The sequence below is a fragment of the Halomicroarcula saliterrae genome, assembly GCF_031624395.1.
In the GTDB taxonomy this organism is placed as follows: domain Archaea; phylum Halobacteriota; class Halobacteria; order Halobacteriales; family Haloarculaceae; genus Haloarcula; species Haloarcula saliterrae.
The window spans coordinates 577,424-598,810 of the sequence record NZ_JAMQON010000002.1 but is presented as its reverse complement, the minus strand read 5'-3'; the positions used below and the strand labels follow the sequence as shown (position 1 = coordinate 598,810).

Annotated in this window: 22 protein-coding genes; 13 read left to right on the top strand and 9 right to left on the bottom strand. The window is 67.5% G+C overall.

Features of this window, described 5'->3' with window-relative positions; genetic code table 11:
- Nucleotides 1-29 precede the first annotated feature (29 nt).
- The 4 genes from NDI56_RS11080 to NDI56_RS11065 all read right to left on the bottom strand — a co-directional run bounded on the left by NDI56_RS11080 (nt 30) and on the right by NDI56_RS11065 (nt 4,175).
- Nucleotides 30-1,055, bottom strand: coding sequence for a lysylphosphatidylglycerol synthase transmembrane domain-containing protein (locus NDI56_RS11080; RefSeq protein WP_310919580.1), 1,026 nt, complete (start codon nt 1,053-1,055; stop codon nt 30-32).
- 1 nt (nt 1,056) lies between these two features.
- A complete protein-coding gene (locus NDI56_RS11075; protein ID WP_310919579.1) occupies nt 1,057-2,559 on the bottom strand; it encodes a sulfatase in 1,503 nt (500 codons plus the stop codon).
- A 98-nt stretch (nt 2,560-2,657) separates the two neighbouring features.
- A complete protein-coding gene (locus tag NDI56_RS11070) occupies nt 2,658-3,032 on the bottom strand; it encodes a NifU family protein (protein ID WP_310919578.1) in 375 nt (124 codons plus the stop codon).
- 102 nt (nt 3,033-3,134) lie between these two features.
- A complete protein-coding gene (locus NDI56_RS11065) occupies nt 3,135-4,175 on the bottom strand; it encodes a PstS family phosphate ABC transporter substrate-binding protein (RefSeq protein ID WP_310919577.1) in 1,041 nt (346 codons plus the stop codon).
- Nucleotides 4,176-4,272: 97 nt separating this feature from the next.
- On the opposite strand from NDI56_RS11065, the gene twy1 reads away from it, so the two are divergent.
- Entirely contained in the window at nt 4,273-5,256 is a 984-nt protein-coding gene (gene twy1, locus NDI56_RS11060) for a 4-demethylwyosine synthase TYW1 (RefSeq protein ID WP_310919576.1), read from the top strand.
- 33 nt (nt 5,257-5,289) lie between these two features.
- Here the strand turns inward: twy1 and NDI56_RS11055 are convergent, their stop codons facing one another.
- On the bottom strand, nt 5,290-6,387 hold the full coding sequence (locus tag NDI56_RS11055) for an outer membrane protein assembly factor BamB family protein (RefSeq protein ID WP_310919575.1): 1,098 nt from the start codon (nt 6,385-6,387) through the stop codon (nt 5,290-5,292).
- Between the two features lie 199 nt (nt 6,388-6,586).
- On the opposite strand from NDI56_RS11055, the gene NDI56_RS11050 reads away from it, so the two are divergent.
- Together NDI56_RS11050 and ribB are read left to right on the top strand one after the other, a co-directional pair.
- A complete protein-coding gene (locus tag NDI56_RS11050) occupies nt 6,587-7,285 on the top strand; it encodes a DUF120 domain-containing protein (RefSeq protein WP_310919574.1) in 699 nt (232 codons plus the stop codon).
- On the top strand, nt 7,272-7,940 hold the full coding sequence (gene ribB, locus NDI56_RS11045; protein WP_310919572.1) for a 3,4-dihydroxy-2-butanone-4-phosphate synthase: 669 nt from the start codon (nt 7,272-7,274) through the stop codon (nt 7,938-7,940). Before NDI56_RS11050 ends, ribB begins: the two co-directional genes overlap by 14 nt.
- A 49-nt stretch (nt 7,941-7,989) precedes the next feature.
- Here the strand turns inward: ribB and NDI56_RS11040 are convergent, their stop codons facing one another.
- Nucleotides 7,990-9,021: a hypothetical protein gene (locus tag NDI56_RS11040; RefSeq protein ID WP_310919571.1), complete on the bottom strand. Its 1,032-nt coding sequence runs from the start codon at nt 9,019-9,021 to the stop codon at nt 7,990-7,992.
- A 599-nt stretch (nt 9,022-9,620) separates the two neighbouring features.
- On the opposite strand from NDI56_RS11040, the gene NDI56_RS11035 reads away from it, so the two are divergent.
- Together NDI56_RS11035 and NDI56_RS11030 are read left to right on the top strand one after the other, a co-directional pair.
- Complete coding sequence (locus NDI56_RS11035; protein ID WP_310919570.1) at nt 9,621-11,540, top strand: DUF7282 domain-containing protein; 1,920 nt, start codon at nt 9,621-9,623, stop codon at nt 11,538-11,540.
- Nucleotides 11,541-11,716: 176 nt separating this feature from the next.
- Nucleotides 11,717-12,649 (top strand): branched-chain amino acid transaminase, encoded by a 933-nt coding sequence (locus tag NDI56_RS11030; protein WP_310919569.1) that lies wholly within the window; start codon nt 11,717-11,719, stop codon nt 12,647-12,649.
- Here the strand turns inward: NDI56_RS11030 and NDI56_RS11025 are convergent.
- On the bottom strand, nt 12,646-13,302 hold the full coding sequence (locus NDI56_RS11025; protein WP_310919568.1) for a DUF502 domain-containing protein: 657 nt from the start codon (nt 13,300-13,302) through the stop codon (nt 12,646-12,648). The genes NDI56_RS11030 and NDI56_RS11025 overlap by 4 nt on opposite strands.
- A 40-nt stretch (nt 13,303-13,342) precedes the next feature.
- Nucleotides 13,343-14,224, bottom strand: a complete 882-nt coding sequence (locus tag NDI56_RS11020) for a proline dehydrogenase family protein (RefSeq protein WP_310919567.1) — start codon at nt 14,222-14,224, stop codon at nt 13,343-13,345.
- A 100-nt stretch (nt 14,225-14,324) separates the two neighbouring features.
- On the opposite strand from NDI56_RS11020, the gene NDI56_RS11015 reads away from it, so the two are divergent.
- The 4 genes from NDI56_RS11015 to NDI56_RS11000 are packed head-to-tail and all read left to right on the top strand — an operon-like array spanning nt 14,325 to nt 17,594.
- Complete coding sequence (locus NDI56_RS11015) at nt 14,325-14,870, top strand: CDP-2,3-bis-(O-geranylgeranyl)-sn-glycerol synthase (protein ID WP_310919566.1); 546 nt, start codon at nt 14,325-14,327, stop codon at nt 14,868-14,870.
- Nucleotides 14,871-14,920: 50 nt separating this feature from the next.
- Nucleotides 14,921-16,060 carry a hydroxymethylbilane synthase gene (gene hemC / locus NDI56_RS11010; RefSeq protein ID WP_310919565.1) on the top strand — a complete coding sequence of 380 codons (1,140 nt, stop codon included), beginning with the start codon at nt 14,921-14,923 and terminating at the stop codon, nt 16,058-16,060.
- On the top strand, nt 16,057-16,842 hold the full coding sequence (cobA, locus tag NDI56_RS11005) for a uroporphyrinogen-III C-methyltransferase (protein WP_310919564.1): 786 nt from the start codon (nt 16,057-16,059) through the stop codon (nt 16,840-16,842). Before hemC ends, cobA begins: the two co-directional genes overlap by 4 nt.
- Nucleotides 16,842-17,594 carry a uroporphyrinogen-III synthase gene (locus NDI56_RS11000; protein ID WP_310919563.1) on the top strand — a complete coding sequence of 251 codons (753 nt, stop codon included), beginning with the start codon at nt 16,842-16,844 and terminating at the stop codon, nt 17,592-17,594. The genes cobA and NDI56_RS11000 overlap by 1 nt, the downstream gene beginning before the upstream one ends.
- Before the next feature lie 20 nt (nt 17,595-17,614).
- On the opposite strand, the gene NDI56_RS10995 is transcribed toward NDI56_RS11000, so the two are convergent.
- Nucleotides 17,615-18,337, bottom strand: a complete 723-nt coding sequence (locus tag NDI56_RS10995; RefSeq protein ID WP_310919562.1) for a PspA/IM30 family protein — start codon at nt 18,335-18,337, stop codon at nt 17,615-17,617.
- Nucleotides 18,338-18,689: 352 nt separating this feature from the next.
- Between NDI56_RS10995 and NDI56_RS10990 the strand changes: the two genes are divergently transcribed.
- From NDI56_RS10990 to NDI56_RS10975, 4 genes are read left to right on the top strand one after another with little or no spacing between them, the layout of a single operon-like run.
- Nucleotides 18,690-19,226, top strand: coding sequence for a hypothetical protein (locus tag NDI56_RS10990; protein WP_310919561.1), 537 nt, complete (start codon nt 18,690-18,692; stop codon nt 19,224-19,226).
- Between the two features lie 44 nt (nt 19,227-19,270).
- The gene (locus tag NDI56_RS10985; RefSeq protein WP_310919560.1) at nt 19,271-20,725 is read left to right on the top strand and encodes a RecJ family nuclease; all 1,455 of its coding nucleotides are present in this window, start codon (nt 19,271-19,273) and stop codon (nt 20,723-20,725) included.
- A 49-nt stretch (nt 20,726-20,774) separates the two neighbouring features.
- Complete coding sequence (locus tag NDI56_RS10980) at nt 20,775-21,008, top strand: hypothetical protein (RefSeq protein ID WP_310919559.1); 234 nt, start codon at nt 20,775-20,777, stop codon at nt 21,006-21,008.
- 56 nt (nt 21,009-21,064) lie between these two features.
- Nucleotides 21,065-21,385 carry a DUF5783 family protein gene (locus NDI56_RS10975; RefSeq protein ID WP_310919558.1) on the top strand — a complete coding sequence of 107 codons (321 nt, stop codon included), beginning with the start codon at nt 21,065-21,067 and terminating at the stop codon, nt 21,383-21,385.
- Nucleotides 21,386-21,387 lie beyond the last annotated feature (2 nt).

The following is a 21,387-nucleotide window of genomic DNA, read 5'->3' as shown; positions in this document are numbered from 1 at the left end:
TGCGGTGCTCCGAGCGGCTGGCGTCGTTCCTAGTTCCGCTTCACGACGTACAGCGCCGCGACACCGCCCAGAACCAGCGCGAACACGTAGCTTGCGACGCGATAGAGGATGGCGATGACCGCGGCGTCGGTCCGGCCGATGGCGGTGAGCGCGACGACGAGCACGACGAGCGCTGTCTCGACGGCCCCCGAGCCACCGGGGGAGGGGACCAGCCCGGCCAGCGTCGAGGCCGGGACGATGAAGAAGACGAGCAGCAGCGTCAGGTCGGCGCCGATGGCCTGTGCGGAGAAGTACAGCGGGAGCGCGAAGAACACCCAGCCGACGTAAGAGACCGAGAGCGCCTTCGCCAGCGCGCGGCGGTCGCGGGCGATACGCTCGAAGGCCGCCTCTGTCTCGTGGATTCGGTCCCGGAGGCCGTCGAGGCTGAACACCGGTACGCGCCGGACGAGCGGCGCGGAGAACCGGAGTATCGCGGCCCGGAGCCGGTCGCGAAAGCGCCAGCCGATAGCGGTAAGCAGGGGCACACCGACCGAGAGGACGACCAGCCCGCCGGCCAGTGGCTCGATGGCGTCGGGGAGTTCGCTCCCGTACAGCAGCGCCGCGAAGCCGACCCCGGAGAAGGTGACAAAGGGGAAGAGATTGAGCAGGTCGGCGGTGACGACGCTGGCGAGGCTGTCCTGGTAACTGGCCTCCGTGTCCCGCGAGAGCACGTAGGCGATGAAGGGCTCGCCGCCGGCCTGGCCCAGCGGGGTGACGTAGTTCGCGAAGGTGGCGGCGTAGTAGGTGACGACGAGTCGCGAGAAGGACTCCTCGATGCCCGCGACGCCCAGCACGATCTGCCAGGCCTTCCCCCAGGCGGTGAGACACACCGCTGTCGAGAGGCAGGCGAGCGCCAGCCACCCCACGTCGGCCTGCCGGAGGCCCGCAACGACGCCCTCGGTCCCGACGAAATCGACCAGCAGGGCGAGGACGCCGCCCGCGACGACGAAACCCAGCAGTATCTGGGCGACGGTCCGCCTGTCGACGAAATCGAGGGCAGCGCTGTCCGAACTCACGTCAGTCGATGTACCCGAGGTCCTGCAGTCGGTCCTTCGTCTCGTCGTCCATCTCGCCCAGCACGTCGCCGTCGGCCCCGTCGGCCTCGTCGGGCCAGGTGGCGTCGACCGAGTCGACGAACTCGAACAGGGCGTCGGCGAGCGCCTCGGGCTCCGCGTCGGTGCCGACCAGGTTCTCGGTCTCGCCCGGGTCGTGCCCCACGTCGTAGGCCTCGTCGGGGATGCGCGTGCAGTGGATGTACTTCTCGTCGACGGTCCGTGCCGCGCCCATCCGGGAGTAAAAGCGGGACTGCTCGTCGAGTTCGATACCGGCCCCGCTGGCTTTCCCTTCCAGCTGGCGCAGCTCGACGACGGGCTGGTGGTACTCGACGAAGCCGACCTCACCCCGCGGGACGCCGCCCATCTCGCCGGCGAACTCGCGGTAGTCGGCCGACAGCAGCGAGCGGGTCGACTGCAGGGCCTCGCCCTGGCCCGTCGCGCCCGCCGCGTCGAGGACGGTGTGATAGAGGTCGACGAGTTCGACGACCGTCTCGTCGTCGCGGCCGGCCGTGAGGTCGGGGTGTTTGACCACGAGCGGGACGTTGACGAGCGGGTCGTAGATGCCGAACTCGTGGCCGTACAGGTCGTGTTCGCCGAACAGCTCGCCGTGGTCAGCCGCGACGACGACGGTGGTGTCGTCCCACTGGTCCGTCTCTTTCAGGTGGGTGAACAGCCGGTCGAGCTGGTCGTCCATGTGGGCCAGTTCGGCGTCGTAGAGGCCTCTGATGTCGTCCCACTCGTCGTCGTCGATATCGCGGGCGCCGCAGTTAAACTCCTTCGAGTTCTGGCACACGTCCGTCGAATCGACGCCGGGCGCGAACCGTTCGGCGTACTCCTCGGGCGGGTGGTATGGGAGGTGGGCGTCCATCAGATTGATGAACGCGAAGAAGTCGTCGCTCCCGTCGATGAACTCGATGGTCTTGTCGATGACCTGTGGCGTCTTCGTGTCCCCGCCACCGCCCTCGGCGAGATGCTCGTGTATCTTGTTGCCAAGCTGGACCATCCGGTCGGCGACGCTGCGGAGCGTGTCGTTGTCGTTCATCGTCTTCCAGACGCTCGCGAGCGGCCCGGAGAGGAGCTCGCTGGGCATTATCTGGAAGAAGTTGTCGTGGTGATCAAAGCCCGCGGTGAGGTTCGTGTAGCTCGTGATCCAGGCGTTCGACGAGTAGCAGGCGGTTTCGTAGCCCGCCGCCGACAGCGACTCGGCGAGCGTCGTCGCCCCCTCCAGATAGGGGTCTTCCTGTGTGGCCTCATGCTCGCTGGGATAGAGCCCGGTAAACAGCGAGGCGTGGACCGGCAGCGTCCACGGGGCCGGCGCGACGGCGCCGTCGAAGACGGTCGCCTCCGCGGCGAACTCTGCGAGGTGCGGTGTCGTCTCGCGGTCCTCGTCGTAGACGGATAGCCGGTCTTTCCGGACCGTGTCCAGGACGACGAAGAGAACGTTGGACCCGTCCGTATCAGTCATACGGTGTCAAAATTCGCCATTGGGTTAATACGGTGTGATTTCCGTCCGCACGGACCGCCCGTGCGGACTCGGCGTTCGACGCCCGCGGTACGGCGAGCCTAGAACGGCGCTTCCGGCCCCTCGTCGCCGCCGACGTCGCCGCCACGGGAGTCGCCGCCGGGGAAGGAGGGGTTCATGCCGCTGTCGGCGCCGCCGGACATGCCCTCGCCGCCTTCCATCCCGGTGCGGGCGGTGACCGAGTCGATCTCGGGGATCTCCTTGGTCATGCGGGTCTTGATGGCCTGAATGGTCATCGGCGAGATGCCACAGCCCGAACACGCGCCGCCGAGCTGGATGGTGACGCTCCCCTCTTCGCGGTCGATGTCCGTGATAGCCGCGCTCCCGCCGTGCATCTGGATCTGTGGGAAGTTCCGGCGCAGGAAGTTCGTGATTCGCTCGCGCAGGTCGTCCCCGTCCTCGGTCTCCGTGCTCATAGTGGCTGAGATTGGGGGCCGGGGAGGCTTAGACCTTTGGACTGATACCGTTCGCGTGGACGTTCGTGACAGTCCGTCCGGGGCCAGCCGGCCTATCGGCAGTCACTGCACGCGCTCGATAACGTCGTTCAGCGCGTCCAGTTCGGCCTGCATCGCCGCCTGTGTCAGCGGAACGTAGCCGACCTGCTCAGTCAGGCGCGTCTCGCTGGTGGTCCGTCTGAGGAGGTACCGGGCGAACTCGGCGACGGACGCCTCGCCGAGTCGGTCGGTGTTGACGTACGTGTACAGCGGCCGCGCCAGCGGATAGTCGCCGTTCGCGGCGCTGTCGAGCGACGGCTCGACACATCCCTCGGCGTCGATGCCGAGTGCTTTCACGCGGTCGCTGTTGTCCCGATAGTACGAGAAGCCGAGATAGGCGATGCCGTACCGGTCGTTCTGGACGCCCCGGAGGACGGCGTTGTCCCGCTCGGTCGGCTGGTAGTCGGAGGTGTGCGCGGCGTTCTCGCCGAGCACCGCCTCACCGAAGTAGTCGAACGTGCCGGAGCTGTCCGCGGGGCCGAACCGAGCTATCTCCTCGTCGGGCCATTCGCTTCGCACGTCTGCCCAGCGGGTCGCGCCGTCCGCGCGCCATAGCTCGCGCAGTTCGCCGGTCGTCACGCAGTCGACCCAGTCGTTGTCGGCGTTGACGACGACTGTCACCGCGTCTCTCGCGAGCGTGAGCTCGTGGTACTCGACGCCGTTGCCGGCACACAGGTCCCGCTCCGCGGCGCTGATCGGCCGCGAGGCGGTGTTGAAATCGGCGTCGCCCTCGCAGAATCGCTCGCTGAACCCGCCGCCGGTGCCGGTTATCGAGAGAGCGAAGTCGACATCGGGATGTCGCTGCCTGAACCCCTCGACGACGGCCTGTGCGAGTGGGTACACGGTACTGCTCCCGGTGATGTCTACGGTCCCGCTGAGCGGGGTGTCGGTCCCCTCGGCTGTACCCGGGTCCGTCCCTGTCTCCGTCTCCGTCGCGTCCGTGCCGGTCGTCGCCTCGTCGTCCTCGGTCGCAGCCGAGTTGTCGACGCCGCTTTCGAGACAGCCACCCACCGCGACCGTCAGCCCGGTCGCGACGAGACCCAGATACTCGCGTCGGTTCGACATATCACCGCGCTCGAACCTGTGAAATAAATAACCGGTGGTCTCTGCTTCCCCGACCGGACGAAAGCCCCTTACAGTCCGGCGAGAAACGATTGCAGCAATGAGCGACAGCGACTCGGGCGGGCCCAAGCAGGTCTCGGACCCCGACTACCACAGCCGGAACCACACGGCGGCCCAGACCTGCGGCTGGACGGCCAACGCCCTTCGGGGGGAGGGGAAATGCTACAAGTACGCCTTCTACGGTATCGAATCCCATCGCTGTATCCAGATGACGCCCGTGGTGAAGTGCAACGAGCGCTGTGTCTTCTGCTGGCGCGACCACGCCGGCCACGCGTACGAACTGGGCGACGTCGAGTGGGACGACCCCGCCGCCGTCGCGGACGCCTCCGTCGAACTCCAGCGGCGGCTCCTCTCGGGCTTTGGCGGCAACGACGAGGTGCCCCGCGAGGTGTTCGAGCAGGCGATGGAGCCCCGCCACGTCGCCATCTCGCTGGACGGCGAGCCCACCCTCTACCCCTATCTCCCGGAACTCATCGAGGAGTTCCACGAGCGCGATATCACGACGTTCCTCGTCTCGAACGGCACCGACCCGGAGATGCTGTCGCGCTGTGACCCCACCCAGCTGTACGTCTCCGTCGACGCGCCCGACCGCAAGACGTTCGATTCGACGGTCAAAGCCGTCGAGGACGACGCCTGGCACAACCTCGTCGACACCCTGGACGTGCTGGCCGAGAAAGACGACACCCGAACCGTCGTCCGGAGCACGCTGGTCCGCGAGGAGAACATGCACCGCCCGGCGTGGTACGCGGCGATGTGTGACCGCGCCGACGCCGACTTCGTGGAGCTGAAAGCGTACATGCACGTGGGTCACTCGCGGGGGCGGCTGGACCGCGAGTCGATGCCCAGCCACGAGGAGATCGTCGAGTTCGCCGAGGAGATGCAGCAGTTCCTCCCGGAGCACGGCACCATCAAAGAGGTCGAACCCTCTCGCGTGGCGATGCTGGCCCGGGACGCCGATACCTGGGTGCCCAAACTGCAGAAAGACAGCGATTTCTGGGCCGACGACCCGCTGGCGGAGTACTGACCACCTGCGACGAGGGGACTCGTCGCGCCCCGATCATCCGTCCGGCGTCGCGTCGATGGCGTAGACGTACGTGTCGTAACAGCCGAAGTAGACGGTGTCGCCGGACACGAGCGGGTTCGAGTGGACGTAGTCGTCGCGGATGTACCGCCAGCGCACCGCCCCCGTCTCCCGGTCGACGGCGTTCATGCCACTCGGGTCTCTGAAGCCCGCGTTCCCGAAGTACACCAGCCCGTTCGCGACCGCAGGGGCAGACAGGATGGTACCGTATCCGAGGTCTGTCCGCCAGCGGACGGTGCCGGTGGCCGCGTCGACCGCCTGGATTCGCGACTCGTTGTCGCCGTAGTACAGCGTCCCGTCGACGAGCGTCGGCCGCATCGAGAACCCGGTGTCGTTCGTAATCGTCCACGCGGTCGTCCCGTCGTCTCGGTGCAGCGCGTAGAACGGGCTCTCGTAAGAACTCCCGAAATACACGCGGTCGCCGCCGACGCGTGCGCCGCCGACGATGCTCGCGTCCGTCGACACCGTCCAGTCGGGGGTGCCAGCGACTGCGTCGAGAGCGTAGAACGTCCGGTCTCGGGAGCCGACGTAGACCCTCTCGTCGGCGATTACCGGGGTCGCGACGACGCCGGCGCCCGTCCGGTACCGCCACCGTTCCGCCCCGGTCGCGGCGTCGGCCGCGTAGACGTGGCCGTCCTCGCTCCCGAAGTAGACGGTTCCGTCGGCGACCGTCGCGCCCCGGCCGAGTTTGTCCCCGGTCTCGAAGCGCCACTGTTCGGTCCCGTCGGTGTCGACGGCGTACAGAGCGGTGTCCCAGCTCCCGACGTATATCGTCTCGCCGTCCACGACCGGATTGAACGGGAGTTTGGCCCCGATCTCGAACTCCCAGTCGACGGCGCCGGTGTCGGCGTGCAAACTGTACAGCGTCCCGTCGTCGCTCGCGACGTAGAGGCGGTCGTCGAGGCCCACCGGCGACGAGGCCACTGCGCCACCGGTCCCGGTCCGCCACCGACGGGCACACTCTCCGAGCCGCGCCGCGGTCGGCGTCTCGTCCCGGTCGTCTCCGGCACAGCCGGCGAGACCGGCCGCGGCGCTCCCGACCGCAGCCAGGAGCGCTCGGCGTGAGCCGCTCACGCCGTCTCAGCTCCGCGGTGCACGCGGGGGCCTCGTTCCGAGACTCCGGTCCCGCCGCGAACCGGCGTGTCAGTGCGTCCCACTGGCCTGTACACCGCGAAGTCGGAACAAATAGCTTCTGGCGCACGCGAACTGTTCCACATCTGGAATCGGTATCACGTTCGATATGCTTATCCGAATCTAGTCCGTACCTTTGGTCATGGCTGAACCATCGGGACAGGCCGTCGGGCGCGACGAACTCGCGACGCTGAAGCTGCTCGCGCTCGAAGGCGCGCTGGACGAGCCGACGAAGGTCTCCTGTGCGGACCTGGCGGGGCGCCTCGACGCCTCGAACCAGACGGCCTCACGGCGCCTCCAGCGTCTGGAGGACGCCGACCTGCTCGACCGGGACATCCTCGGTGACGGGCAGGAAGTGCACGTCACGAGCACGGGCGAGCGCCGGCTCCAGTCCGAATACGCGGATTACCGGCGCATCTTCGAGGCCGACGCCAGCGTCCACCTGAACGGTATCGTCACCTCGGGCATGGGCGAGGGGCGCCACTACATCACCCTCCCGGGCTACATGAAACAGTTCATCGAGCGGCTGGACTACGAGCCGTTCGCCGGGACGCTGAACCTCGAACTCACCGACGACAGCGTCCGCAAGCGCGCCCGTCTGAGCGCGCTGGAGCCGGTCACCATCGAGGGATGGGAAGACGACGAGCGCACTTACGGCCCGGCCTACTGCTACCCCGTCTCCGTCGAGAGCGGCGACGGCGAGTACGAGCCGGCCCACATCATCGCGCCCGAGCGGACCCACCACGGCGAGGAGAAGGTGGAGCTTATCGCGCCGGAGAAGCTCCGCGACGTGCTGGAGCTGGCAGACGGCGACGAGGTGACCGTCCATGTCTCGGAGTGAGCGCGTGGACGCCGACAGCGCCGCCGACGCGGTGGCCGCCTTCGCCGGCGGCGAGCCCGTGTTGATTCACGACGCCGCCGACCGGGAGGGCGAGACCGACATCGTCTATCCGGCGGGGTCGGTCACCCCGGCGGCCGTCGCCCGCCTCCGCAACGACGCCGGCGGGCTGGTCTGTGTCGCGCTCTCCGATTCGGTCGCCGCGGCGCTCGAACTCCCTTTCATGCAGGAGGTGCTCGACCACCCCACCGCCGCCGCCCACGACCTCGCCTACGACGAGCGCTCCTCGTTCTCGCTGACCGTGAACCACCGGGACACCTTCACCGGTATCACCGACGAGGACCGCTCGCTGACCATCCGTGAACTGGCCGGGCTCGCGGCCGACCCGGACGCCGACGTCTTCGCCGCGTCGTTCCGGTCGCCGGGGCACGTCCACCTGCTCCGGGCCGCCCCGGAGCTGCTCGCCGACCGCGAGGGCCACACCGAACTGGGCATCGCGCTGGCGGCGGCCGCCGACCAGCCACCGGCCGTCGTCGTCTGCGAGATGCTCGACGGCGAGACCGGTGGCGCGCTCTCGCCCGCCGACGCCCGGGCGTACGCGGCCGAGCACGGCTTCCCCTACGTCGAGGGGCGGTCGCTCGTCGACGCGCTGCCGTGACGGCGCAGTGAGGAGTCACGTCCGAAAAACGGACACCGGCGGGGCCGCGCTATCCGCCGTAGGTGTCTTCGAGCACCGAATCGAGTTCCGACACCGTCTTTCTGAGCGAGGCCTTCACGCTCGACCCGTCTTGCTCGACGGAGATATCGCCGACGAGGTCGGCGACCGAGCCGTATGGAATCGACGACTGAGCGCGGTCCCGCAGCTCCGTGACCACGTCCGTCGCGTCGGCGGCGGCGTCGCGGTCGCTCGCAGCCAGCGTCGTCTCCAGCCCCCGGACGTCGTCGTCGCGGTACACGGACCCCCTGAGGGTGTCGACGTCGTCGAGCGGGGTGAGGTCGATCGGCTCGTCGCTGCGTTTGGCTACCGACTCGGGGACCGCCGGGTTGTCGCTGGGACTCGGCATCCGACCGGCGAATCGGACGGGCGCGTCCCGGGTCTCGGTGTAGGCGTTCTCGACCTCCGAATCGATAGTGTCGCTATCGCCGTTCTGCACGTCGATAGCGTCGTAGACGGCGTCTTCGGTCCCGACGACGACTCGGTCCGTCGAGAGCGACCCGACCCACCGACCGTCCGCCGACTCGGGTTCGTAGACGACCGACCCGGAGTGTTCGACCTCGCTGAAGTCGATGTTCTCGACGTTCTCGAGGCCGCGTTTGACGTCCTCGGCTTCCAGGTCCGCTCGAAGCACGACGCCGCCGTACTCGGCGAACAGTTCGTCGTCCGTCCCGCCGAACTCGCTGAAAACCGTCGCCTCGTGGACGTTCGACGGGTCGGTCTCCCACTCGTCCTCGATATGGCCGAGTAGCCCGTCGAAGTCCTCGGGGCCGTCGTAGTATTCGTACTGCGACCGCTGTTCGAGGTGGGTGTTGGTCAGCGTTTTCACGCCTTCGTCCTGTCGGATAGTATCGACGTTCGCGTAGGCGACTGCGTCAGCACCTGCGGGGATAGCGTCGAGCACATCGGACGACTCAGCGGTGGAGGGCGCCGAATCGAGACAGCCCGCTGTACTACCGACCGCAGCCACGGACGCCAGTCCCGCGGCGGTGCGGAGTAGTTTCCGTCGCTCTATGTGTTTCACAGTTGGTTCCTACTCGCCCCAATACTTCAATTTACTGGAAATACCGGGCGAAGAACGGCCCGAAAGACATGTGTCCGGGGCTGTACGGGCCGTTAGGCTCGTGTTCGATACACGTGGGATATCTCTTCGCTACCGTCTGTGAGCGGCCATAGCACGCGTAGATACTCCCGTCGCCACGTGCTGGAACCGCTCGGTCCGGCTGCTGTGGGGTCTCGCTGGCTGTCCCAGCGGCGGGAGACCAGACGTCGATACAGACGCTCGCGGCCACGGAGACGTCGTGACCGCCCCCGGAACTACGACCCGGGCACCGCATCGGAGGTCGTCCCTGCCACCGACCGGTCCCGTCGCAGGGCGGGTAACGGGGACTTACACCGACGACGCCCTCGGCGAGTCCGAGACCGGTACCCCCGACGTGTTCTAGCCTGTCCGTACTGAACTCACAGCGTCCAGTCGACCGGCTCGGTGGCTCTACACTGTCACAGCACCGACCCAGAAATATCAGATATAATTCACTTTCGGCCGACGAGTCAGCGCTGGCACGAGCTTACCGTTCGCTACGGCGGCAATAACAAACCGTATTTAGGGGTTGGGTGGTCCGTATGGAAACGGATTCCAGACAACGCGGTTCGGCGTATCGTCGCATCAGTACATTACTTGTGGTCGTAACTCTCGCCCTGGTTCCGCTGACCGGGCTCGGAGCCGCGCAGACGGCCGGTGAGGCAGGAAACCAGTCCTACGTCGCCGTACAGAACGGCGAGTGTGTCCCGATAACGTCGTTCACGGGCGAGGAGTCCGCGCGCGAGTTCTACGACTACCGGCTCCCCGAAGAGTTCGCTGACAACCCGTACGTCAACGCGACGGGCGAGGCGTTCGGCTCGGAGGGGACGACGGAGCTCCAGGAGCCCAACACGAGCATCGTCTTCCTGTACACTGACACCCAGGGGACGAACGAGACCAGCGACGACGACACGAGTCTCGTGCTCGTCCACGGCGCGGAGGCCGACGACTCCTCCGACGGTGGCACGGCCACGTTCACCATCACGAACCTGCCCGAAGACGGCGAGTGGGAGGTCCGTGACGACGACTACGAGGGCGCCACGAACGAGGACAACTGGAACGTCAGCGAGACCGAGACTGTCGTCGACTGGCTGTGGGGCGAGGCCGCGACGGACGGCGGCGCCTTCACCGGCCTCGACAACGACACGAACGTGACCATCGACCCGGCGTTCAACGAGGCGTCGGCGCTCGCTAACACCACCAACGGAACCAACACCACCAGCGGCACTGTCCAGCAGTGGCAGGTGCTCTCGAACGAGACGGACGACGTCAACCGGACCGACCTCGAACTGAACCAGTCCCTGCAGCTAGCGGCCGGCACCTGCGGGGATGTCGCCGGTGACGCGGCCGACGACAACGACACTGCGACGAACGAGACCGCGACGGTCTCCTTCGAGAACCAGACGTCCGACGGCACGAGCGTCATCGTCCAGAACGCGACGGTGCCGCGTGGCGGCTACGTCACCATCCACAACGAGAGCCTGCTCGACGGCGACGCGGTCGGCAGCGTCGTCGGCGTCAGCGACTACCTCGAAGCGGGCGAGTACGACAACCTCACCGTCGACCTGTTCGACGTGCCGGGAGCCGAGTTCAACGAGTCGGAGCTGACGGAGAACCAGACGCTCATCGCGATGCCCCACGAGGAGACGACCGGCGACGAGACCTACGACTTCGTCAGCAGTAACGGCACCGACGACGTCCCGTACACCGACAACGGCGAAGCGGTGATTGACGACGCCAACGTCACCATCGGTAACGAGACGACCGTGGCCGACGATAACGAGTCGGGCCTCGACACCGACTTCGATAACGTGCTGGTGCCGGCGGGGGGCAACGACGCTACCCAGACTGCGAACAACGACACGACCGACAACGACACTGCGACGAACGAGACCGCGACGGTCTCCTTCGATGACCAGACGTCCGACGGCACGAGCGTCATCGTCCAGAACGCGACGGTGCCGCGTGGCGGCTACGTCACCATCCACAACGAGAGCCTGCTCGACGGCGACGCGGTCGGCAGTGTCGTCGGCGTCAGTGACTACCTCGAAGCCGGTGAGTACGACAATCTCACCGTCGACCTGTTCGACGTGCCGGGGGCCGAGTTCAACGAGTCGGAGCTGACGGAGAACCAGACGCTCATCGCGATGCCCCACGAGGAGACGACCGGCGACGAGACCTACGACTTCGTCAGCAGTAACGGCACCGACGACGTCCCGTACACCGACAACGGCGAAGCGGTGACCGACGACGCCGAAATCACGATCGGTAACGAGACTGACGAGACGGACGGTAACGAGACGGACGAGACGGACGGTAACGTCACGGACGATACCGACACCGAAACGCCGGACGAAGATACGCCGGACGAGGAGACGCCGGACGATGACACGCCGGACGAGGAGACGCCGGACGAGGCGACGCCGGAAGACGACACGCCGGACGAGGCGACGCCCAACTGAGGACGCGACTGTCGTAGCTGCACTTTTTTCGCTCACCTGCCCCCAGCCGCGGGCGTGAACTGACGGCACGGACCGTCAACACTCTTAACCGAGGACTTCAATGGGGTAGATATGACACACGACGACCCGTTCGCCGGTACCGAGGGCAGTCATCGAGGGACGTGGGGGCGGCCAGCATGAGCGACCGCCCGGAGATGTTCGAGGGGGTCGAGGAAATCTGGCTCGACGGGGAGTTCGTCGACTTCGAGGACGCACAGATTCACGTCCTCACCCACGCGCTCCACTACGGCACCGGCGTTTTCGAGGGCGTCCGATGCTACGGCACCGAGGCGGGGCCGGCCATCTTCCGGTGGGAGGAACATCTCGACCGCTTCTACGACTCCGGCGAGGTGTACGACATCGACATCCCGTTCTCGAAGGCCGAACTCACCGAGGCCACGGAGGAGCTCATCCGCCGGGAGGAGCTGAACTCCTGTTACATCCGTCCCATCGCGTTCTACGGCTACGGGCCGCTGGGGCTGAACCCGGGCAAGTCGCCGGTGCAGGTCGCCCTCGCCGTCTGGCCGTGGGGCGCCTATCTGGGCGACGAGGCGCTCGAAGACGGCGTCGACGTGGCCGTCTCCTCCTGGCGCAAGTACGCCTCCAGCCAGATCCCGACCAACGCCAAGACAACGGGCACCTACGTCAACAGCGTCCTCGCTTCTCAGGAGGCAAAGGCCAACGGCTACGCGGAGGCCATCGTTCTCAACAAGGAGGGCAACGTCGCCGAAGGCCCCGGCGAGAACATCTTCCTCGTCCGCGACGGCGAGATATACACGACGGGGCTCGCCGAGTCCATCCTCGACGGTATCACGCGCCAGACGGCCATCGAACTCGCCGAGGAGATGGGGTACACCGTCCACGACGAGGCGACTATCTCGCGTGGCGAGCTCTACACCGCCGACGAGCTGTTTTTCACCGGGACCGCCGCGGAGGTCACGCCCATCCGGAGCGTCGACGACAACGAGATCGGTGCGGGCACCAAGGGACCGGTCACCGACGACATCCAGACGGCCTTTTTCGACCTCGTGGAGTCGGGCGACCGCGAGGAGTGGTTCCGTTACCTCTAGTCGTCTTCGCCCGGTATCGGAATCGTCTGTTGCCTGTCGTTCGTATCGCCGAAGCCGGCCGACAGGATGCGTGTCAGCGCGTCCTCGACGCGCTCGTCGGTCTCCTCGTACTGGTCGGACTCCACCTCGATGACGTAGCCCGTGGTGATGTTCGGCGCGGTCGGCAAGAAGAGCACGTCGCGGCCGTCGTCGGTCGTCTGCCCGGTTTTGAACGCCGTCATCCGCATCCCGTCCCACACTTCGAGTTTCACCGGCGCCTGGAGTTCGTCGGTCCCCCCGACGGCCGTTTCGACCGCCATCTTCGAGGCGTTGTACACCACCCGCAACCCCGGGACCTGATTCATCGCGTCGTCGAGAGCCTGTTCGACGAAGTCGCCAAACGCCGTCCGCATCAGATAGCCGACGGAGAAGACGATGAGGACGAAAAGCATCATCGCGACGGAGACGCGGACGAACTCGACCGCGGTCGGCGTGGCGGTCCCCTCGGGGAACCCGACCGAAATCAGCAGTGACCGGTCGATAGAGGGGAACAGGACGGACGCGCCGGCGAGGATGCTGTAGAGGTAGACGATGACGTACGTCGTGACGAGTATCGGCAGCAGGATGATGAGACCGCTGGCGAAATCCCGCTTCCACGACGAACCTGTTGCCATACCCCCATCTTACGGCGATAGATTATGAGCCCTTTCCTTTCTACCCGCTCGCTATCGCCCGTAGCGCAAACAGCGCGTTCTCCTTGCGTTCGAGCAGCCGCCGCCGGAAGTACGCTGGCCACGAGGTGCCGTAGGGGGCGTACTGCCAGACATCACACGTGCGGGCGAGGTCGTTCTGGGCCCGTTCCCGGACGCCCATCAGCATCTGGACCTCGTAGGGGGTGCCGTAGTCCGCGTGGAGGTCCGCCGCGCGTGTCAACATCGCCGGGTCGTGGCTCCCGACCGCGATGCCGTCATCGAACTCGCGGAACATGTATTCGAGGTCCTCGCGATAGGCCTCGTTCACCTGCGATTTCTCGGTGTAGGCCACCTCTGCCGGCGGGTCGTAGGCGCCCTTGACGAGTCGGACCTTCCCGGGACAGTCGGCCAGCCGTCGCAGGTCGTCGGCCGTCCGCCGGAGGTTCGACTGCAGACACAGGCCCATCCCGCCCTGCTCGCGGCCCCGCCGCTCGCTGGTCCCGTGGTGGACAGCACCCCGCGGCCCTCTCGCGTACTCCTCGAAGGTGTCGAGCGTCGCATCGACCGTCGTGTGGTCTTCCATATCGACCCAGACGAAGACGCCGTGTTCCGCGCCGGCCGCGACGACCCGGGCGAGGTTCTCCCGGAACACCGACTCGTCGACGGACAGGCCGAGCTGGGAGGGCTTGACCGAGACACACGCCCGGAGCTCGCTCGCCCCGATGTCCCGGATGAGCCGTTCGTAGGCCACGGTGTCGGCGTCCGCGGGCGCCCGCTCGTGGTAGTGTTCACCGAGGTGGTTACAGATGACGCCGACGCCGCGGTCGTTCTCCCGTCGGGCGTGTTCCAGAACGGCGGCGGCCGATTCCCCGGCCACGAACCGGCTCGCGACTGGCGGCAACATAGGTAATATTTGCCGCCCAGAGGCCAAGAGTGTTGTCGTCCGGACGGTTCGGCGGGCGAAAGCCACATCGATTAAGACAGCGCCACGTGAGGCCGGGCACATGGACATAGTCGGGGTCGTCGTGACAGCCGTCTGGGCGATGTTGCCCGCGTACGTGCCCAACAACGCGGCCGTGCTGGCTGGTGGCGGAAAACCGATAGACGGCGGTCGGACGATGGGCGGTCGCCGGATTCTCGGCGACGGGAAGACCTGGCGCGGGACCGTCGTCGGGACGGCGGCCGGTCTCGCGCTGGCGGTCGGGCTGTCGGCGCTCGCGCCGGCCGTGAGCGACCTCGTCGGCGTCGGGCTCCCCGAGTTCCCGGTGGTCGCCGGGCTCGGACTGGCCTTCGGCGCGATGCTGGGTGACATCGCGGCCTCCTTCCTCAAACGCCGCACCGGCCGCGAGCGCGGCGCGGCCTTCCCCGGACTGGACCAGCTCGACTTCGTCGTCGGCGCGCTGGCCTGCGTGTGGGTGCTGGCGCCCGAGTGGACCGCGGCGACGTTCACGACGCCGGTACTCCTCGCCGTGCTGGTGTTGACCCCGCTCTTGCACGTCGTGACGAACGTCGTCGCCTACCTGCTCGGGCTGAAAGACGAGCCCTGGTAAGCACTGTCCGAAGTGATGTGCTTTTCACAGCGCCCCCTCCAAAGAGGGGTATGACTACTTCCGCGGAGACGCTGCGACTCGCGACACGCGGCTCCGACCTCGCCATGCGACAGGCCGCGACGGTTCGGGACAGCCTCGCGAGCCGACGGCTGGCGGTCGAACTCGAAACCGTAACCACGACCGGCGACGAGCTCACCGACGAGCTCATCCACCGGCTGGGCAAGACCGGCGCGTTCGTCCACAGTCTGGACGAGAAGGTGCTGGCCGGCGAACTGGACGCCGCCGTCCACTCGATGAAGGACATGCCGACCGAGCGACCCGAGGAGCTCGTCGTCGCCGGGGTCCCCGAGCGCGCGGCGGCCGTGGACGTGCTCGTGACCCCCGACGGCGCCGAACTCGACGAGCTGCCCGAGGGGAGCGTCGTCGGCACGTCGAGCCTGCGCCGGAAGGCCCAGCTGCTCGCCGAGCGACCCGACCTGACCGTCGAGCCGCTACGGGGCAACGTCGACACCCGTCTGGAGAAGCTGTTGGCGCCGTCGCTGCAGGAACGACACCAGGAGCGCCACGAGGCCGAGCAGGAGCGAAAGGAGCACGTGGACGACGACGACTACGAGTTCCCCTACGACCAGGACGTCGAGGCGTGGTTCAACGGGCTCGCGGAGCTGGAACGGCGCGCCCTCGAACGCGAGCCCGACACCGAGTACGACGCCATCGTGCTGGCGAGGGCCGGGCTGGACCGCGCCGGGCTGACCCACCACGTCGGCACCGTGGAACTCGACCCCGAGCAGTTCGTCCCGGCGCCGGGCCAGGGCGCGCTGGCGATCACTGCCGTCGACGGCGAGGTGGCCGCGACCATCAACGAGCGTCTCGACGACCGCCGGGCCCGCGTCGAGACCACCGTCGAGCGGACTATCCTGGCCGAACTGGGCGGCGGCTGTGTCGCCCCCATCGGCATCTACGCGACGCTCGCGGGCGGCGTGGTCCGCACCGTCGTCCGGGTGCTCTCACAGGACGGCACCGAGACGATACAGGTCTCCCGTGACCTCCCGGCCGAACGCCACATCGACGCGGCCCGGGAGCTCGCCGCGGAGCTGGCCGACCGGGGGGCCCGAGAGCTCATCCAGTCCGCGCGGCGCGACAGCGAGGGCGCCGACGAGGACGCCGCGACGGCCCGGGAGGAAGACGAATGAGCGACGACTCACACGAAGGCAAGAAGGAGTCGACGGTCGGGAAGGTGTATCTCGTCGGCTCCGGACCGGGCGACCCGGACCTGCTGACGGTGAAGGCAAAACGCCTCATCGAATCGGCCGAGGTGGTGCTCCACGACAAGCTCCCGGGCCCCGAGATTCTGGGGATGATTCCCGAGGCGAAACGCGAGGACGTGGGCAAGCGGGCGGGCGGCGAGTGGACGCCCCAGGAGTACACCAACAACCGACTGGTCGAACTCGCCCGGCAGGGGAACACGGTCGTGCGGCTCAAGGGCGGCGACCCGACGGTGTTCGGCCGCGGCGGCGAGGAGATGGTCCACCTCGCGGAGAGCGGGATTCCGTTCGAGGTCGTCCCCGGTATCACGAGCGCCATCGCCGGGCCGGAGGTGGCGGGCATCCCCGTCACCCACCGCGACTACGTCTCCTCCGTCTCCTTCGTCACGGGCCACGAGGACCCCACGAAAGACGAGTCGGCGGTCGACTGGGAGGCCTTGGCGAACACCGGCGGCACCATCGTCGTTCTGATGGGCGTCGGCAAACTGCCCGGCTACACCGGTGAACTGCTGAAATACGGCATGGACCCCGAGACCCCCGTCGCGCTCATCGAGCGCGCGACGTGGCCCGACCAGCGCGTCGCCACCGGCACGCTCGACACCATCGTCGACGTCCGGGACAGCGAGGGTATCGAACCGCCCGCCATCACCGTCATCGGCGAGGTCGCCGGCGAGCGCGAGCGGGTGGTCGAGTTCCTGGAGGGGGCCTGATGCGGGAGGCACCGCGGCTCCGGGTCGCGGCGTTCCGACCCGACGACGAGCGACTCGCCGACGCGGTCGCGCTCCTCGAATCGCTGGGCGCCGACCCCGTCCCGGACCCGATGCTCGCGGTCGAGCCCACGGGAGCGACGCCCCGCGGGGATTCGACCTACAGTATCCTGACGAGCAAGACCGGTGTCGAACTGGCCGCCGGTTCGGGCTGGGACCCCGGCGAGGCGACCGTGTGCGCCATCGGCGAGTCGACCGCCGCCGCCCTCCGCGACGCGGGCTACGCCGTCGACGTCGTCCCCGAGGAGTTCTCCTCGACGGGGCTGGTCGAGGCGCTGGGCGCCGAGGTGGCCGGCGCCCGCGTCGAGGTCGCCCGCTCGGACCACGGGTCGGCCGTGCTGACCGACGGTCTCGAAGCCGCCGGCGCGTACGTCCACGAGACCGTGCTCTACCGACTCGTCAGACCGCCCGAGGCCGGGGAGTCGACCGAACTCGCTGCCGCGGGCGAACTCGACGCCGCGCTGTTTACCTCCTCGCTTACCGTCGAGCACTTCCTCGCGGCGGCCGAGGAGCGCGGCGTCCGCGACGCCGCCCGCGACGGGCTGTGTGACGCGACGGTCGGCGCCATCGGAACGCCTACGAAGGAAACAGCCGAGAGCACCGGCATCAGCGTCGATATCGTCCCCGAACGGGCCGACTTCGAGGCGCTTGCTTGCGAGGTCGTCGAAGCCGCTGGACCCACCCACCACGAGTAGTCCCGCCACGAGCGACGGCCTCAGTCCGCCCGCTCCGTCGCCTGCTCGCCGTCTACTTCCGCCCGCAGCGAGTCGAGTTCGTGCTCGATAGAGCGCTCTGTCGACAGCCGGTTCAGTTCGCGGTCGATATCGTCGCCCTCGTCGAGGACGTTCTCAAGCTGGCCGGTCTCCTCGAGCTCTTCGAGGGCCGCGGCGCGGGCCTCCATCCGCTCGGTGCGCTCGGTCGCCCGCTCGATGGTCCGGCCCACGTCCGCCATCGTCTCGCCGACGCCGGTGAACGCCTCCGAGACGCGTGCCGAGGCCTGGGCGGCCTCGTAGCGGGCCTTGACCGTCTCCTTGTGCGTGCGAAACTGTTCTATCTGACTGCTGAGCTCGGCGCGCTTGCCGACCAGACTGTCCTGTGTCCCCTGCAGCGTCGATATCTGCCCGGTGAGCTCGGAGATCTGTGAGACGTGAGCCTGTTTCTTCTCCAGCGCGCGCCGGGCGAGCTCCTCGCGGTCCTGACGCATCGCCTCGCGGGCCTGTGCGTCGTACTTCTCGACGTTCTCGCGGAGCCGTCGACGGTGAATCTCCAGTCGTTTCTTCTGCGTGGTCACGTCCGCGATGCCGCGCGTGACGTTCCGGAGCTCGTCACGGAGCTGCTCGTACGAGTAGTCGAGTTCGCTCGACGGGTCCGAGCTCCGGTTCAACAGCGCCGAGAGCTTCGCACGGATCGTGAAGGCGAGTCGGCCCAGCAGGCTCATCGGCCCATCACCCTGCCGTGCCGGCCCGCGACCCAGTGGAGATACATACGACACTGTAGGATTGACAACAAGATAATGCCATCGGGTGCTGTGACTGACTGCGGTATCGCTAAACGCAGTCGACGATAAAACGGCCGGTAAACCACTTCAGGACAAATAACGTACTATTCACATTCAGGATATATGCGTGGTTCTTGTCAATCTCCGTTGTTTGATATGATAGACGAGAGAACAGTCGGCCACGGATGGTACGACTCCCAGCGGCCGTCGAACGTCTATCGGCCCGCGCACGTTCGCTCGGTGAGGAGACGGCAGCGTCGGTAACTGACAGCGGCGGAACCCACGAGGACTGATGCCCGAGGACCTACCGGTCGTCGGCTTTCTCGGCGTGATAAGTGTCCTGCTGCTGGTCACGGCGGGACTGGCGCTCACCGGCGCCACCGGGGTCTTCGGAACCGGCGCGACGGAGGCCCCGACGGAATCGACGAGCGCCGAGCCGACGACGCCGAACGGTACGGCGACCCCCGAGACACCGACGACCGACGGGCCGGCGTTCAGCCTCGCGACCCGCGACGTAGAAGAGTGCGGGATGCTCTGTCGGAACGTGACCTCGACGGTGACCAACGAACAGTCCGTGACGGCCACGAACGTGACGATTCAGACGCGGCTCTACGCCGGTAACGACACGGACGGCGACGTTCGCTGGCGCCGGACCGAGCAGGTGGGAACGCTCGGCCCCGGCGAGACCTACGTCGCGACCCGGCAGGTGGAACTCTCCCTCGATGCGGCCCTCGCCATCCGTGAGGCCGACGGCTGGGTGACGATACGCACGACCGTCGAGAGCGAGGAGAACAACGTGACAGTCACCGACCGACAGCAGGTCGGCTGACGCGTCTGAAAGTTTTTATCCGGGGGCGCTCCTACCTCGGCACGATGAGTTCCCCCGTCCCCGCGCTGGCCGACCGCGCGAGCGCGTGTGCCGACCGGCTCCGAGCGGCCGACCGCGTCCTGCTCGCCTCCCACATCGACGCCGACGGCCTGACGAGCGCCGCAATCGCCACCTCGGCGCTCTCGCGGGCGGGCATCCCCGTCGAGACGGTGTTCAAGAAGCAACTCGACGCCGACGAGATAGCGAGCATCGCCGCCAGAGACGAGGAGACGGTGTTTTTCACCGACTTCGGCTCCGGACAGCTCGACGTCATCTCCGAACACGTCGCGGCGGGCGATTTCGACGCCGTCGTCGCCGATCACCACCAGCCGTCGGCCCCCGAGGACTGCCACGGCGACGCCGTGGTCGACACCGACGGCTACGCCGACTTCGACTACCACTGTAACCCGCTGCTCGTGGGGATAAACGGGGCCTCGGAGCTGTCGGGGGCCGGGGCGGCGTACGTCCTCGCCCGGGCCCTCGAACCCGACGGCGGCGACAACCGCGACCTGGCCGCGCTGGCCGTCGTCGGCGCCGTCGGCGACATGCAGGCCGTCGGCGGCGAACTGATGGGGGCAAACAGCGGAATCGTCGAGGAGGGGGTCGCCGCCGAGGTGCTGACCGAGGGGACCGACCTCTCGCTGTACGGCAAGCAGACGCGGCCGCTCCCGAAACTGCTGGAGTACGCGACCGAGGTCCCCATCCCGGGCATCTCGAACGACCAGGCCGGGGCGACACGTTTTCTGGAAGAGCTGGGGCTGGACCTGAAAAGACAGGGCGAGTGGCGCACCTGGGCGGACCTCTCCGACGACGAACGCCGGACGGTCGCCAGCGCGCTGGTCCAGCGGGCCGTCAAACGCGGCGTCCCGGCCGGGAAGATAGAGACGCTCGTGGGCACGACCTACACGCTGACCGCCGAGCCAACGGGGACGGAGCTCCGCGACGCCAGCGAGTTCTCGACGCTGCTGAACGCGACGGCGCGCTACGAGCGGGCCGACGTGGGACTCGCGGTCTGTCTGGGCGACCGCGAGGCGCCCCTACAGCAGGCCCGAAAGCTGCTGGCGAACCACCGCCGGAACCTCTCACAGGGGCTGGACCTGGTGAAAGAGCGCGGCATCTCCCACGCCGACCACGTCCAGTATTTCGACGCCGGCGACGCCATCCGCGAGACCATCGTCGGTATCGTCGCCGGGATGGCGCTGGGGACTGCCGGCGTCGACGCCGACAAGCCCATCATCGCCTTCGCCGACGCCGACGGCGAGACGAAGGTCTCGGCGCGGGCGACGGCCCCGCTCGTGGGACGGGGCGTCGACCTCTCGGTGGTGATGGGCGAGGCGGCCCGCTCGGTCGGGGGCGACGGCGGCGGCCACGATATCGCCGCCGGCGCGACCGTCCCGGCCGGCAAAGAGGACGCCTTCGTCGCCGCGGCGGACGACATCGTCGCCGACCAGCTGGGCTAGCGTGGTCGGCAAAAAGAGCTATACGCTCGCATATCCGATACCCGGGCGAATGGACTCGCGTGAACTGTTCGACCTCGCGCTGGTCGTCGTCGGGGGGCTGCTGGCCTACACCGAGACCTTCGGCTTCGCGGACCCGCGAGCGACGATTCGGGAGATTCTGACGATCCTATCGACGCTGGACGTCCGGGTCTATCTCGTCCTCTCCGGCCTCTTTGGCATCGTCTTCGTCGGCTATCTCGTCGTGTACCTGCCACAGCGAGACGCCCGGACAATCCGGCCGTGAGCGCCGCGCCGACGACTCCGCACCACCTTTATTCCCGGCCGCCCTCGTCCCGCCCAATGACTGATTTCGACCCCGAACAGTTCGAGGACAAGTACGCTAACTACTTCCCGGAACTGCAGAAAGCGTACCAGCAAGCCTTCGAGGTGATGAACGACCGGTACGACTCGGAACTGGTCCACGCCATCGACCAGCAGGTGCTCAACGAGTCAGAACCGTTCTACGACGACGAGACGGGCTTCTACGTCGAACTCCCCGACTCACCGAGCGAGCGGCTCACGGCGGTCATCGTCGACGACGAGAAACTCGACGTGGTGCTCTCGGAGTACGTCGAACAGCTCGAGACCGAACTGCACGACATCTTCGGCGTCGAGGCCTAAAA

Coding starts and splice junctions, on each gene's coding strand:
- NDI56_RS11070 (WP_310919578.1), bottom strand. CDS start 3,032: ATGAGCACGGAGACCGAGGACGGGGACGACCTGCGCGAGCGAATCACG.
- NDI56_RS10985 (WP_310919560.1), top strand. CDS start 19,271: ATGAGTTCCCCCGTCCCCGCGCTGGCCGACCGCGCGAGCGCGTGTGCC.
- NDI56_RS11000 (WP_310919563.1), top strand. CDS start 16,842: ATGCGGGAGGCACCGCGGCTCCGGGTCGCGGCGTTCCGACCCGACGAC.
- hemC (WP_310919565.1), top strand. CDS start 14,921: ATGACTACTTCCGCGGAGACGCTGCGACTCGCGACACGCGGCTCCGAC.
- NDI56_RS11065 (WP_310919577.1), bottom strand. CDS start 4,175: ATGTCGAACCGACGCGAGTATCTGGGTCTCGTCGCGACCGGGCTGACG.
- twy1 (WP_310919576.1), top strand. CDS start 4,273: ATGAGCGACAGCGACTCGGGCGGGCCCAAGCAGGTCTCGGACCCCGAC.
- NDI56_RS11025 (WP_310919568.1), bottom strand. CDS start 13,302: ATGGCAACAGGTTCGTCGTGGAAGCGGGATTTCGCCAGCGGTCTCATC.
- ribB (WP_310919572.1), top strand. CDS start 7,272: ATGTCTCGGAGTGAGCGCGTGGACGCCGACAGCGCCGCCGACGCGGTG.
- NDI56_RS11015 (WP_310919566.1), top strand. CDS start 14,325: ATGGACATAGTCGGGGTCGTCGTGACAGCCGTCTGGGCGATGTTGCCC.
- NDI56_RS11050 (WP_310919574.1), top strand. CDS start 6,587: ATGGCTGAACCATCGGGACAGGCCGTCGGGCGCGACGAACTCGCGACG.
- NDI56_RS10980 (WP_310919559.1), top strand. CDS start 20,775: ATGGACTCGCGTGAACTGTTCGACCTCGCGCTGGTCGTCGTCGGGGGG.
- NDI56_RS10990 (WP_310919561.1), top strand. CDS start 18,690: ATGCCCGAGGACCTACCGGTCGTCGGCTTTCTCGGCGTGATAAGTGTC.
- NDI56_RS11075 (WP_310919579.1), bottom strand. CDS start 2,559: ATGACTGATACGGACGGGTCCAACGTTCTCTTCGTCGTCCTGGACACG.
- NDI56_RS10975 (WP_310919558.1), top strand. CDS start 21,065: ATGACTGATTTCGACCCCGAACAGTTCGAGGACAAGTACGCTAACTAC.
- NDI56_RS11035 (WP_310919570.1), top strand. CDS start 9,621: ATGGAAACGGATTCCAGACAACGCGGTTCGGCGTATCGTCGCATCAGT.
- NDI56_RS11020 (WP_310919567.1), bottom strand. CDS start 14,224: ATGTTGCCGCCAGTCGCGAGCCGGTTCGTGGCCGGGGAATCGGCCGCC.
- NDI56_RS10995 (WP_310919562.1), bottom strand. CDS start 18,337: ATGAGCCTGCTGGGCCGACTCGCCTTCACGATCCGTGCGAAGCTCTCG.
- NDI56_RS11030 (WP_310919569.1), top strand. CDS start 11,717: ATGAGCGACCGCCCGGAGATGTTCGAGGGGGTCGAGGAAATCTGGCTC.
- cobA (WP_310919564.1), top strand. CDS start 16,057: ATGAGCGACGACTCACACGAAGGCAAGAAGGAGTCGACGGTCGGGAAG.